Raw genomic sequence first — 13,081 nt, forward strand, 5'->3', positions numbered from 1 at the left:
CTCATCCGGCGCTTCGCGCCACCTCCTCCCGCAACCGGAGAAGGGAAGTAAGTTACGCCGCCAGCCCACCACCGACGGGCGCGAATTCCAGCCCGAGGCTTTCCGCCACCGCCTTGTTGGTGATGCGCCCGCGATGCACATTCAGCCCGTTGCGTAAGTGCGGGTTCTCCAACACGGCGGCAAAGCCCTTGTTGGCCAGCATCAGCCCGAACGGCAGCGTCGCATTGTTCAACGCCTGGCTCGACGTGACCGGCACCGCGCCCGGCATGTTGGCGACGCAATAATGCACGACGCCGTCGATCTCGTAAGTCGGCTCCGCGTGCGTGGTCGCATGCGAGGTCTCGAAACAGCCGCCCTGGTCGATCGCGACATCGACCAGCACGGCGCCCGGCCGCATCGATTTCAGCATCGCACGCGTAACGAGCTTTGGCGCGCTCGCGCCCGGCACCAGCACCGCGCCGATCACGACGTCGGCCGCGAACACCTCCTCCTCGACGGACTCGATGGTCGAGAAGCGCGTGCGCACGCGTCCGGCAAAGAGATCATCGAGCTCGCGCAACCGCGGAATCGAGCGATCAATCACAGAGACCTCCGCGCCAAGGCCCGCGGCCATGCGCGCGGCCTGCGTTCCCACCACGCCGCCACCCAGCACGATGACGCGCGCGGGCTGCACGCCGGGCACGCCGCCAAGCAGCAGGCCGCGACCGCCGGCCGATCGCTTGAGCGCGGCGCCAGCGGCCTCGATGGCGAGGCGGCCGGCGACTTCGCTCATCGGCGCAAGCAGGGGAAGGTGACCGGCCACGTCAGTGACGGTCTCATAAGCGATCGCAGTACAGCCGGACGCAAGCAAACCCCTGGCCTGATCAGGGTCCGGCGCGAGATGGAGATAAGTAAAAAGGATCTGGTTTTCGCGGAGCTGGCCCCATTCGCTCTTCTGCGGCTCCTTCACCTTCACGATCATGTCTGAGCTGGCGAAGATGTCGCTCGCACTCGCAGCAATGGAAGCCCCTGCCCGTTTGTAGACCTCGTCGGAGGCGCCAATACCGCTGCCGGCGGCAGTCTCAACCGTCACCTCGTGCCCGGCCGCGACATATTCGCGGACAGCGCCCGGGGTGAGCCCGACGCGATATTCCTGGACCTTGATCTCCTTGGGCACACCGATGCGCATCCTGGGCTCCTTTCGATTCACCCGATGATCGTAACGACGTCGCGGGTTTGGTTTCGTGCAAATATCCGCTAGCTTCGACCTCTCCGCGCCGGTTGTGAGCGCGCAAACGCCCTTTCACGCTGGAAACGAAACCTTGGCCCTCGACCGGAAAGACCTCGCAATCCTCGCGGAACTCACCGCCAATGCACGAGCCAGTCATACGGAGCTCGCCAACAAGATCGGCCTGTCGAGCACGGCGCTCGCGCGGCGGCAGAAGGCGCTGGAGGACGAAGGCTACATCCAGGCCTATCAGGCGGCGCTCGATCTGGCGCAGTTCGGGCTCACCACGACGGTGCTGGTGCGCATCGCGCTGGAGAGCCAGAGCGACGAGGCGCTGCAAGCGTTCGAGGCGGAGGTGGTGAAATGCCCCTCGGTCGTGCGCTGCTTCCTGATGTCGGGCACCGACGACTACATTCTGATCGTGCTCGCTCGCGACATCCAGGATTTCGAGCGCATTCACCGCACCGAGTTGTCACGCCTGCCGCGCGTGGCGCGTGTGCAATCGAGCTTCGCGCTGCGCGAGGTCGTCAATCGCGCGGTGCCGACCGTGGTATTCGGCGAAGCGAAGCGTTAACGGTTTTCGCCGCGAGTTGCCGTCATTCCTGCAAGGAACCTAGCGGGCGGTTGTCCGTTTGACGGCATTGGTCAACGGAGGCACCGCGCCTCCGCGTCAGTGCGGCTGACATTCTCGGATTGGCCGCCTTCGCAGGGAGCAGGACATGGGCGATGCCACGCATGACATTCCCGAACGCACGCCAGTTCACGTTATCGTCAATGGTGTCAGCCACACGCTCGATCTCGCGCCATGGACCACGCTGCTGGATGCGCTGCGGGACCATCTCGCGCTGACGGGCACGAAGAAGGGCTGCGATCATGGTCAATGCGGCGCATGCACCGTGCTGATCGAGGGCCGCCGGGTCAATTCGTGCCTGACGCTCGCGGTCATGACGGATGGCGCCGAGGTCACGACCATCGAAGGTCTGGCCAAGGATGGCACGCTTCACCCAGTGCAACAGGCCTTCATCGACCACGACGCCTTTCAGTGCGGCTACTGCACCCCCGGACAGATCTGTTCGGCGGCCGGATTACTCGCGGAGGGCCGAGCTCGCGATGCCGACGAGATCAGGGAACTGATGAGCGGAAATCTCTGCCGCTGCGGCGCCTACCCCAACATCGTGGCTGCGATCCAGCAGGCAATGAGCCGCTCATGAACAATTTCCAATATTCCCGTGCCAGCAACGTCGCAGACGCTATCCAGCTGCTTGCCGCCGATCCCGATGCGAAGCTGATCGCCGGCGGCACCAATCTGATCGACCTGATGAAGGAGAACGTCGAGCGGCCCTCGCGGCTGGTTGACATCTCCCGACTGCCGCTCCGCGACATCGAACAAACAGCCGACGGGGGCTTACGCATCGGCGCCCTCGTGCCGAATTCAGACCTCGCCTATCATCCGCAAATCGAGCAACGCTATCCGTTGCTTGCCAGCGCCATTCTGGCCGGCGCTTCCGCGCAATTGCGCAACATGGCTTCCGTCGGCGGCAATCTGATGCAGCGAACACGTTGCGCTTATTTCTACGACACGGCGACGCCCTGCAACAAACGAAGTCCCGGGACCGGCTGCTCGGCCATCGACGGCCTCAACCGCAATCATGCGATCCTCGGCACGAGCAGTTCCTGCATCGCCACCAACCCGTCCGATATGAGCGTTGCACTGGCCGCACTCGACGCGCGCGTGCACATCGCCAGCCGCTCCGGCGAGCGTGCCGTTGCATTGATTGATTTTCATCGGCTTCCGGGCGACAGGCCCCACATCGACACAAATCTCGGCAGCGGTGAGATCATCACCGCGATCGAGCTGCCGCCGCGCGGCTTTGCCCAAAACTACAGCTATCTGAAGATCCGTGACCGGCTCTCCTATGCGTTCGCCTTGGTCGCGGTTGCGGCCGCACTCGACCTGGAGGGCAATGTGATCGGTGAAGCGCGCCTGACACTCGGCGGTGTGGCCCACAAGCCCTGGCGCAGCCTTGAGGCCGAAGCGGCGTTACGTGGCCAGGCGGCGACGCCGGATCATTTCGGACGCGCAGCCGATCTACTGCTCCAGGGGGCAGCGGCTCGTGCGCATAACGGCTTCAAGATCGAACTCGCACGCCGTGCCGTCGTGCGCACGCTGATGCAGGCCGCCCGCGCCACGCCGCAATCACAAGCCCACAAGAAGATCGCATGAGGGACCGATGAACGCCTATGTCGGAACACCAACGTCCCGCGTCGACGGCCGCGCCAAAGTCACCGGTGCTGCCCAATATGCCGGCGAATTCCAGGCCGCCGGGCTGCTCCATGGCTTCGTCGTCACCGCCACCATTGCGCGCGGGCGCATCGTTCGCCTCGACGCAAGCGAAGCGTTGCGGGTGAAAGGCGTGGTCGACGTGCTTACGCACGCCAACCGCCCGCCGCTCGCCGACGATGACGATGCCTGGAAGGACGAGGTGGCGCCGGAGAAGGGCTCGCCTTTCCGCCCGCTCTATGACGACGTGATCCGATTCAATGGCCAGCCAGTCGCCCTGGTCGTCGCGGAGAATTGGGAGACCGCGAAGTTCGCCGCAACGCTCGTGCGGATCGACTATGAGCAAGACGGCTTTGCGACCGACCTCGACGCCAAGCGCGGCCATGCCATCGAGTTGGACAAGCCACACAAGCCACGCGGTGATGCCGAAACGGCTCTCAACGGCGCGGCCGTACGCCACGAGGCGGACTATGTCATTCCGACCGAGCATCATAACCCGATGGAGCTGTACGCGACCACGACGGTCTGGGAAGGTGGCAACAGGCTCACGGTCTACGACAAGACGCAAGGCGTCCAGAACGTTCACAAGTATCTGTGCAGCGTGTTCGGCAAGAAGCCGGAGGACATCCGCGTGGTCTCGCCCTATGTCGGCGGCGCGTTTGGGTCCGGCCTGCGGCCGCAACACCAGGTCGTTCTGGCAACGCTTGCCGCGCTCGCGCTGGAGCGGTCCGTCCGCGTCGTGCTGACGCGGCATCAGATGTACGGGCTCGGCTATCGCCCGATGACGATCGAGCATGTCGCGCTGGGTGCAAGCGCTGACGGCAAGCTCGATGCCGTCGTGCACGAGGCGATCGCCGTGACCTCACGTCACGAGGATTTTGCACGTAACGACACCGGCTGGGCAGAGCAACTCTACAGGAGCCCGAACAGTCTCTTGTCCCACAAGCTTGTCCACCTCGATGTCTCGACGCCGTGCGACATGCGCGCGCCGGGCGCCGCCTCCGGCGTCTGCGCGCTCGAATGCGCCATGGACGAGCTCGCCGTCGCCCTCAAGCTCGATCCGATCGAGTTGCGGCTGAAATCCTACTCGGAGCGCGACCAGGGCGAGGATTTGCCCTACACCAGCAAGCAGTTGCGCGAATGCTACGCCCGGGGCGCGGAATCGTTCGGCTGGAACCGGCGCAATCCTGCCCCAGGCTCGATGCGGGATGGCAAGGAGCTGGTCGGTTGGGGTATGGCGACTGGCGTCTGGGAGGCGCTCCAAATGCCGGTCGCTGTCCGGATCGTGCTGACGGCCAATGGCCACGCCGAGGTTTCCTGCGCGGCCTCAGACATCGGAACTGGTACATACACCATCGTGGCGCAAGTGGCCGCCGATGCGCTGGGGCTGCCGATCGAGACCATCGACGTGAAGCTCGCCGACTCGACCTTTCCGCAAGCGCCCGTCGAGGGCGGCTCCTGGATGGCGGCATCGAGCGCGCACGCGGTCCTCGCGGCCGCCGAGGACATTCGCCAAGAGCTCGCGCGCCTCGCCAAGGCGATGCCCGGCTCGCCCGTCGGAAGCGTCGACATACCCGACCTCGTTCTTGTCGATGGCATGATCGCCAACGGCAATGACAAGAGCCGTGCCGTCTCGATCGCCGACGTGATGCGCCACAGCCGGCTCGAGCGGGTCGAGAAGCAAAAGCTCAATCAGTTCGCGGAAGACAAGTCGCACGCTCGCAACACGCACTCGGCGGTTTTCGCAGAGGTCAAGATCGACGAAGAGCTCGGCGTCATCCGTGTCACACGGATCGTAAGCGCCGTCGCAGCCGGACGGATCCTGAACACCAAGACGGGCCGCAGCCAGATCATGGGCGGCGTGGTCTGGGGAATCGGGATGGCCCTGCACGAGGAGACGGTCATGGATCACCGCTTCGGCCGGATCATGAACGCTGATATCGCCGAATACCACATCCCCGTGAACGCCGACGTTCACGACATCGAAATCATCTTCGTCGACGAACCCGATCACCGAATCAACAGGCTGGGTGTCAAGGGCCTAGGGGAAATCGGCATCGTCGGGGTGCCGGCGGCAATCGCGAATGCGGTCTACCATGCCACCGGAAAGCGCATCCGGCGGTTTCCGATCACGGTGGACAAACTGCTGGACTGAGGGCGCCTGTCGAGATGTTGCGAATCTCCACGAACTCCGATCGCCGACCGTCCCCCTTCGAGGCTCGCGAATGGCGCGCCTTGAGCGCCACCGCTCGCCCCCAAGACGACGGATCGACGTGAGGCGCGGCCAGCCCCGCTCATGTCATCCAACTGTCATCGAATGTGCCGAGACCTGTCCGTCTCGCTCATTCGGGACATGCCATGGACTATTTCAAGCGCTTCAACTTCCTGTTCGCCGCACCCGTGTTCGACGCCGACGATCTCGAGGGCATCCGCTTCAACCAGATCATCGAGGAGATCCAGCGCTCCGGCTTCGAAGTGGTCCGGGCCCGCAAGCTGGAGGACGCCGAAATCGCGGTGCAAACCGATGCCGCGATCGGCTGCACAATGCCGAGATGATCCTGAAGCGCATCGGCCATCTCTGCGAATACATCCTGTTCGACGAAGCGTGGGCTGGCTTCATGAAATTCCACCCTCTCTATGCCGGCCGCTTCGCCATGGGCCTGACCAACCTTCCCCCCGAGGCGCCGGGTATCATCGCGACCCAATCGACCCACAAGCAGCTCGCGAGCTTCTCACAGGCCTCGCAGATCCACATCAAGGACCGCCACATCCGCGGCCAGAAGCGGCGCGTCGAGCACCGCCGTTTCAACGAAAGCTTCATGCAGCACGCATCGACCTCGCCGTTCTATCCCCTCTTCGCGTCGCTCGATGTCGGTGCGCAGATGATGAAGGGCCGCTCCGGCGAGGTGCTGTGGGACGACACGATTCGTCTCGGCATCGAGCTCCGCAAAAAGATCCGGGCCATGCGCCGGGAGTTCGAGGAGAAGGAGCAGAACGCCGACCGGCGCTGGTTCTTCGAACCTTTCGTTCCGGATCGCATCTCCATCCCCGACGTCAGCCGCCCCGGCGCCGCGCACAACGTCGCCTGGGAAACTCTGTCGACCGACGAGCTCGCCACCAATCCCCTGCTCTGGCAGCTTTCGCCCGACGGCAATTGGCACGGCTTTCCCGATCTCGTGGAAGGCTTTGCCATGACCGATCCGAACAAGCTGACGCTGCTCACGCCCGGCTTCGACCGCGCCACCGGCGCCTATGCCGAGCACGGCATCCCAGCCCCGGTCGTCGCGCAATATCTGCGCGAAAACCGCATCGTGCCCGAAAAGAACGACCTCAACTCGCTGCTCTTCCTGCTCACCCCCGGCGTGGAGGCGAGCAAGGCCGGAACGCTGATCTCCGGGCTCGTCGCGTTCAAGAGGCTGCACGATGACAATGCCCTGCTGGCGGATGCAATCCCGGAATTTTATCAGCGGCGGCAGGCGCGCTATGCAGGTGCGCGACTGCGCGATCTCTGCGGCGAGATGCACCGCTTCTTCCGCTCAGCCGATGTCAGCGCACTCCAGGCGCGGCAGTTCAAGCCCGAGCAGATGCCCGAGATCGCCATGTCGCCACGCGATGCGGCGCGCTATCTGTTCAGGAACGACGTCGACTATCTGCCGATCGAGACGATTGAGGGCCGCATCGCCACCACGCCCTTCGTGGTCTATCCGCCAGGGATCGCCACCATCGTGCCCGGCGAGCGGCTGACGGAGCGGGCCAAGCCCATGGTTGACTATCTCAAGATGTTCGAGACCTGCTTCAACAGGTTTCCCGGCTTCGATGTGGAAATCCAGGGCGTCTACAAGGAGGTGGATGCGCGCGGTCGCATCGGGCTCTATACTTATGTCGTTGCCGAGTAGGTGCCGATGAACCAAACAGCGAGTCCACGCTCCGAGGACGAGCCGGTCCTGGTCCGGCCGTCACGCGAGAGCGATGTCGAGGCGATGCTGGCAATCTATCGTCATCACGTCCGCAATGGCGTGCCGCGCGACGTCGAAGGAACCGGCGCGCCGGAGCCGGACGACCTGCACGACCGGCGTAAGAATCTGAAACAGACCCGCCTGCCCCATCTGGTCGCGACCTGGCGCGGCGATGTTGTCGGCTATGCCTATGCGGTGCTGTTTCGGAAGCGCCCGGCCTACCGCTACACCGCCAAGCACTCGATCTACGTCCACCACGAGCATCTCGGCTGCGGCGTCGGACGGCTGCTGCTCCAGGAGTTGATCGACGCCTGTGCGGCCGCCGGCTTCCGCCAGATGATCGGCTATATCGACGCCGACAATGCGCCGTCGCTGGCGCTACACGAAAAGTTCGGATTTGCGCGCGTCGGCCTACTCTGCGGCGTGGCCTACCGGCACGGCCACTGGTCGGACACGGCCATGGTGCAGCGCTCGCTGGGCGCCGGCGGCGCCGCCATCGCTCACGGCTCCCGGCCGCTAAACCTCACGAAGGAAAGTCAGCCGGTCTGACCTGGATGCGGTCGGCGTGCAGGGACCAGTGATGCAACGCCTGGTCCTTGCAAAACCTCGCCTTCGCCCGCTCCCTGGCTTCGTCCTCGTCGGCGGCGTCGATCTCGAGTGCACCCTGGCAAACTTCGATCTGCCGACCGTACTGACCAAGCACGTCCTTCATGAACTTGACGACGTAAGTGGACATGGGACCTCCCTGCTGCCCCGACGGCACTCTAATCCCATTTAGACCGAATGAGGGAAGGAGATTTTGAGGTGGATCAGAAAGCCTGGAGCAAGGTTCCCGCAGCCCAAGCTCACGCCACCGGCAAAATCCGCCGATTTCTGCTTTTATCCTTCTCGCCAAGGATCGAAAAGCGCCGCTACCCGGGCGTGACACCAAACGCCCGCCTGAAGCGCTCGGCATAAACCGGCCAGACCTCGGGATTGATGATGCGCGGCGGGCGCTTGCCGTCGAGCGTCTCCAGCACCTGCTCGGCGGCGATGCGGCCCATGTTCTGGCGCGCCTCGATGGTGACGCCCGCGGTGTGTGGGCTCGCCAGCACGTTGTCGAACTGCAGCAGCGGATGCTCCGGCGGCGGCGGCTCCTTGGACCAGACGTCGAGGCCGGCACCCGCGATCCGCTTGTCGCGCAGCGCCCCAAGCAGCGCGTCCTCGTCGTGGATGAAACCGCGCGCGGTCGTGATGAAATAGGCATGCGGCTGCATCAGGCCGAATTCGCGCACGCTGATCATGTTGCGGCTGCCCTTGTTCAGCGGGCAGGAGATCGAGACGAAGTCGGCGCGGCGCAGCAGCTCGTCGAGTTCGACCTTCTCACCGCCACGCTCGGCCATCACCTCCTTCGAGAGATAGGGATCGTAAGCCAGCACCTTCATGCCGAGCAGACCCTTGCACAACGCCGCGATGCGGCGGCCGACATTGCCGAGGCCAATGATGCCGACGATCTTGTGCTCGACCTCGTTACCGATAAGCTCATTGCGGTTGACGTTGGATTCTCTGCGCAGCTTGCGATCTGACTGGATGATGCGCTTGGACAGCGTCAGCATCATCGCCAGCGCGTGCTCGGCCACGGAATGCGCGTTGCCACCGGACTGGTTGACGACCAGCACGCCCGCATCCGTGCAGGCCTCGACGTCGACGGGATCAAAGCCCGCGCCATTGCTGGAGACCAGCAGCAGGTTCGGCGTGCGCTTCAGGAACGTGGCGTCGACGTGGAAATGCGGCGCCAGCTCGTCGCGGGCAGCGCCAATCTGGTAGACATGCGCCGCGCTCAGGGTCGGGGCGTAGAACTCTTCAGGACTGTCGTTCTCGATGCGGTCGAGCCGGACGTCGGGCCGCGCCTTCAGGATGTCGATATAAACGGGGCTGGCAAGGTATTTGACGTAAAAAACGCGCTTGCTGTTGGCTGACATCAGGACCCTTCCGGCTCTCTCATGGAGACCCGCAAGGTCAGCGCAATGCGCGCCCCGTTCCCGCGTTCTCTCCGCTTTCTCATTGCCCCGCTTATGACATGGCGGTGCCGGCTATGGCAGGCCGTCTGGCGCAGATCACGGTGCCGGCGCGGACATGTTGACAATCCCGCCCGCTCTCCGTCAAGTTCGGCGGGTCGCTGCGCCAAACAAGAAGAAGCATGCGTGGCTGAAGGGAGAGCGCGATGGCGATTGCGGAACAGCAGACCTCGTCCCAAGCGACGCAGGCGCCCGGCGGCAGAAGTTGGCATGGCATCGTCCTGGAAACCCTGAAGCGGAACGAGATCAGCCTCATCCCCTATGTGCCCGATCGCGTGCTGACGCCGCTGATCAAGAATTTGCACGCCGATCCCTTCTTCACGACCTTTGCCACCGCCCGCGAGGAAGAGGCTGTGGGCATCGTGTCCGGCGCCTGGATGGGCGGACGCCGCGGCGCGGTGCTGATGCAGACCTCGGGCTTTGCGACGCTCGCCAATACGCTCGCCTCGCTCGCGGTGCCTTACCAGATCCCCCTGATCATGTTCGTCTCCGAGCGCGGCACGCTCGGCGAATTCAATTACGGCCAGTCGTTGGTCTGCCGTACCATGCGTCCGGTGCTGGATTCGCTGGCGCTGGAGCATCACACGATCACCCGGTTCGACGAGCTCGAATTCATCGCGGACCGCTCGATCAAGCAGGCCGTCACCACGCAGGCGCCGGTGGCGCTGATCCTCAGTCCGCTGCTCACCGGCGGCAAGGTTTTCGACAAGTGAGCCCGGTCATGACCACGCGCAACACCAAGGTGATGAACCGCTTCGATGTGACCTCGCGCCTGATCGCGAAACTCAAGCGCGAGGAAGCGGTGATCGGCGGCATCGGCAACACCAATTTCGATCTCTGGGCTGCCGGCCACCGCCCGCAGAATTTTTACATGCTGGGCAGCATGGGCCTCGCCTTCCCGATCGCACTTGGCGTAGCACTGGCGCAGCCCGAACGCCGCGTGTTCGCGCTGGAAGGCGACGGCTCGCTGCTGATGCAGCTCGGCGCACTCTCGACCATCGCAGCCTTGAAGCCGAAGAACCTCATCATGATCGTGATGGACAACGGCATCTACCAGATCACCGGTGCGCAGCCGACGCCGGCCGCAGGCGTTGCCGATCTGGTCGCAATCGCCTCGGGCTCGGGACTCACCAACAGCGCCTGGGCTGCGGACGAGGAGGATTTCGAGCGGCTCGTCGACGAGGCCATGGCGGCCGACGGGCCAAGCCTGATCGCACTGCGCATCGACGACAAGCCTGGCGTCGGCACCACCCGCCGGGATCCAGTGCAGATTCGGGAGCGCTTCATGCACGGTCTTGGCGTGCGCGAGCCGCTTTAGACCTTCATCGTCGACGACAAGCCCCGCGGAGCATCTCCGCGGGGCCTCTAATTCCCAATTACCTAGCTTGCCGGTCAGTCGATGATCTTGACGACCCGGCGCGTGCGCGGCTCGACGATCACGCGGCGATCGTTCACGACCGCATAGCGATACTGGGTGTAATTCGGCACCGGGCGCAACACCACGGTATCAGGCAGCGGTTCGCCGACCACGACGCGCTCGTGCACCACGACGGAATCGTCGCGCGGGATGCCGCCAAGAATCGCATTCGGAATTTCAAGGCCGGCGCCGACGGCCGCACCGACAGTGCCGCCGACCATCGCGCCAACCGGGCCGCCGATGTCGCCGCCCGCACGTGCGCCGTTCGCTGCGCCTTCGGCGGTCGTCGACTGAGCAAAGGCTGCACTCGACGCCAGCAGCGACGCGGCAGCCAACGAAATCGCAAAACGGGTTTTCATGTCCTGATGTCTCCAGTGATTGTTATGCGCCATCAACCGCGGGACCGGATCATTGTTCCGGTTCCCGCATGATGAAACGCACGACAACACTGGCGACTGTTACGGTGTAACAGTTCAGGACGCAGCGATCTCGTGACCTGCCATCAGTTCCAGGGCACGTACCATCGCCGAATGATCCCAGCCCTTGCCGCCATGCGCGGTGCAGGACGAGAACAATTGCTGCGCCACTGCCGTGCTCGGCAGCGACAAGCCCAGCGCACGCGCGCTTTCGAGCGCGAGATTGAGATCCTTTTGGTGCAGTTCGATGCGGAAACCGGGTTCGAAATTGCGCTTCACCATGCGCTCGCCATGCACTTCGAGGATCCGCGACGAGGCGAAGCCGCCCATCAGCGCCTTGCGTACCAGCGCGGGATTGGCGCCAGCCTTGGACGCAAACAGCAGCGCCTCGCTCACCGCCTCGATCGTCAGCGCCACGATGATCTGGTTGGCGACCTTCGTGGTCTGACCGTCGCCATTGGCGCCGACGTGGGTGACGTTCTTGCCCATCTTGTCGAAAACAGGCCTCATGGTGCCAAAGGCCCGCACGGGACCGCCGACCATGATGGTGAGGCTCGCCGCCTTGGCGCCGACCTCGCCGCCCGACACCGGCGCATCGAGATAGTCCGCGCCGAGCGCCTCGATCTTCTTCGCGAACTCCTTGGTCGCCAGCGGCGAGATCGAGCTCATGTCGACCACGATCTTGCCCTTGGAGATGCCGGCCGCGACGCCGTCCTTGCCGAACAGCACGGCTTCGACATGCGGCGTATCCGGCACCATGATGATGACGGCATCCGCCTCCTCCGCGACCTCCTTGGCCGATTTGCACGCGATGCCGCCGGCGGCGATCAGATCCGGCGCGACAGGCGCGACGTCATGCAGGAGAACGCGATGGCCAGCGGCCAGAAGATGGCCGGCCATCGGCCGTCCCATGGTGCCAAGTCCGATGAAGCCGATGTCGATCATGTCAGATGTCCTCAGGTCTCGAAGGTCTGCGCCGCGTGCCAGGACAAGCCTTCCAGCGTCGTGGTGCGCGGCTTGTATTCGCAGCCGATCCAGCCGCGATAGCCAATCGCGTCGAGATGGCGGAACAGGAAGGGATAATTGATCTCGCCGGTGCCCGGTTCATGCCGGCCCGGATTGTCGGCGAGCTGGATGTGCGCGATCTCCGGCAGATATTTCTGCATGGTGCGGGCGAGATCACCCTCCATGACCTGCATGTGGTAGATGTCGTACTGGACGAACAGATTGCTCGACCGCACCTCGGAGATCAGCTGCACCGCCTGCCCGGTGCCGTTGAGAAAGAAGCCGGGAATGTCGAGCGTATTGATCGGCTCGACCAGCAGCTTGATGTTCTCGCGCGCCAGCGTCGAGGCCGCGAAACGCAGGTTTCCAACCAGCGTTTCCTGAAGCTCGCGCGGATCGGCATCCGCAGGCGCGATGCCGACGAGGCAGTTGAGCTGGTCGCAATCGAGCGCCTTGGCATAGTCGATGGCGCGGAAAACGCCTTCGCGGAATTCGGCAGCGCGATCGGGCATGATCGCGATGCCACGCTCGCCGGCGCCCCAATTTCCGGCGGGCAGATTGTGTAGAACTTGCGTCAACCCGTGGGCTTCGAGCTGCTCGCGCAACAGCGCCTTGTCGAAATCGTAAGGGAAGAGGTATTCAACCCCGGCAAAGCCTGCCGCCTTGGCCGCAGCGAAGCGGTCGATGAACGGCATCTCGTTGAACAGCATGGTCAGGTTGGCGGCGAATTTCGGCATGATGC

General features: G+C 64.1%; 13 protein-coding genes and 2 pseudogenes. 9 read left to right on the forward strand and 6 right to left on the reverse strand.

What is annotated here, in order from left to right:
- Positions 1 to 52: 52 nt before the first annotated feature.
- The gene (gene ald, locus BM222_RS02515; RefSeq protein ID WP_092226683.1) at positions 53 to 1,168 is read right to left on the reverse strand and encodes an alanine dehydrogenase; all 1,116 of its coding nucleotides are present in this window, start codon (positions 1,166 to 1,168) and stop codon (positions 53 to 55) included.
- 133 nt (positions 1,169 to 1,301) lie between these two features.
- Between ald and BM222_RS02520 the strand changes: the two genes are divergently transcribed.
- The 7 genes and pseudogenes from BM222_RS02520 (at position 1,302) to BM222_RS02545 (ending at position 7,964) form a co-directional block, all read left to right on the forward strand.
- Positions 1,302 to 1,781 carry an Lrp/AsnC family transcriptional regulator gene (locus tag BM222_RS02520; protein ID WP_177242958.1) on the forward strand — a complete coding sequence of 160 codons (480 nt, stop codon included), beginning with the start codon at positions 1,302 to 1,304 and terminating at the stop codon, positions 1,779 to 1,781.
- 145 nt (positions 1,782 to 1,926) lie between these two features.
- A complete protein-coding gene (locus BM222_RS02525) occupies positions 1,927 to 2,418 on the forward strand; it encodes a (2Fe-2S)-binding protein (protein ID WP_092226685.1) in 492 nt (163 codons plus the stop codon).
- A complete protein-coding gene (locus BM222_RS02530; RefSeq protein WP_092226686.1) occupies positions 2,415 to 3,431 on the forward strand; it encodes an FAD binding domain-containing protein in 1,017 nt (338 codons plus the stop codon). Before BM222_RS02525 ends, BM222_RS02530 begins: the two co-directional genes overlap by 4 nt.
- 7 nt (positions 3,432 to 3,438) lie before the next feature.
- Complete coding sequence (locus tag BM222_RS02535; protein WP_092226687.1) at positions 3,439 to 5,643, forward strand: xanthine dehydrogenase family protein molybdopterin-binding subunit; 2,205 nt, start codon at positions 3,439 to 3,441, stop codon at positions 5,641 to 5,643.
- A 203-nt stretch (positions 5,644 to 5,846) separates the two neighbouring features.
- Positions 5,847 to 6,044 carry a response regulator gene (locus BM222_RS40825; protein ID WP_177242922.1) on the forward strand — a complete coding sequence of 66 codons (198 nt, stop codon included), beginning with the start codon at positions 5,847 to 5,849 and terminating at the stop codon, positions 6,042 to 6,044.
- A pseudogene (locus BM222_RS02540) lies at positions 6,026 to 7,384 on the forward strand (Orn/Lys/Arg family decarboxylase); the annotation flags it as partial. The gene BM222_RS40825 and the pseudogene BM222_RS02540, both read left to right, overlap by 19 nt.
- Positions 7,385 to 7,390: 6 nt before the next feature.
- Positions 7,391 to 7,964, forward strand: a pseudogene (locus BM222_RS02545) (GNAT family N-acetyltransferase).
- Positions 7,965 to 7,967: 3 nt separating this feature from the next.
- Here BM222_RS02545 and BM222_RS40830 read toward each other — a convergent pair.
- Complete coding sequence (locus BM222_RS40830; protein WP_177242959.1) at positions 7,968 to 8,180, reverse strand: hypothetical protein; 213 nt, start codon at positions 8,178 to 8,180, stop codon at positions 7,968 to 7,970.
- A 175-nt stretch (positions 8,181 to 8,355) separates the two neighbouring features.
- Positions 8,356 to 9,405: a hydroxyacid dehydrogenase gene (locus tag BM222_RS02555; protein WP_092226688.1), complete on the reverse strand. Its 1,050-nt coding sequence runs from the start codon at positions 9,403 to 9,405 to the stop codon at positions 8,356 to 8,358.
- A gap of 242 nt (positions 9,406 to 9,647) precedes the next feature.
- On the opposite strand from BM222_RS02555, the gene BM222_RS02560 reads away from it, so the two are divergent.
- Both BM222_RS02560 and BM222_RS02565 read left to right on the forward strand, forming a co-directional pair.
- On the forward strand, positions 9,648 to 10,214 hold the full coding sequence (locus tag BM222_RS02560; RefSeq protein ID WP_092226689.1) for a thiamine pyrophosphate-binding protein: 567 nt from the start codon (positions 9,648 to 9,650) through the stop codon (positions 10,212 to 10,214).
- 8 nt (positions 10,215 to 10,222) lie between these two features.
- Entirely contained in the window at positions 10,223 to 10,819 is a 597-nt protein-coding gene (locus tag BM222_RS02565; protein WP_177242960.1) for a thiamine pyrophosphate-dependent enzyme, read from the forward strand.
- A 74-nt stretch (positions 10,820 to 10,893) separates the two neighbouring features.
- Here BM222_RS02565 and BM222_RS02570 read toward each other — a convergent pair whose 3' ends face one another.
- From BM222_RS02570 to hyi, 3 genes are all read right to left on the reverse strand, one after another.
- Entirely contained in the window at positions 10,894 to 11,277 is a 384-nt protein-coding gene (locus tag BM222_RS02570) for a DUF1236 domain-containing protein (RefSeq protein WP_092226691.1), read from the reverse strand.
- 114 nt (positions 11,278 to 11,391) lie between these two features.
- On the reverse strand, positions 11,392 to 12,279 hold the full coding sequence (locus BM222_RS02575) for a 2-hydroxy-3-oxopropionate reductase (RefSeq protein WP_092226692.1): 888 nt from the start codon (positions 12,277 to 12,279) through the stop codon (positions 11,392 to 11,394).
- A gap of 11 nt (positions 12,280 to 12,290) precedes the next feature.
- On the reverse strand, positions 12,291 to 13,076 hold the full coding sequence (hyi, locus tag BM222_RS02580; protein ID WP_092226693.1) for a hydroxypyruvate isomerase: 786 nt from the start codon (positions 13,074 to 13,076) through the stop codon (positions 12,291 to 12,293).
- Between the last annotated feature and the right edge of the window lie 5 nt (positions 13,077 to 13,081).

The organism is Bradyrhizobium sp. Gha, from assembly GCF_900113735.1.
Classification (GTDB): domain Bacteria; phylum Pseudomonadota; class Alphaproteobacteria; order Rhizobiales; family Xanthobacteraceae; genus Bradyrhizobium.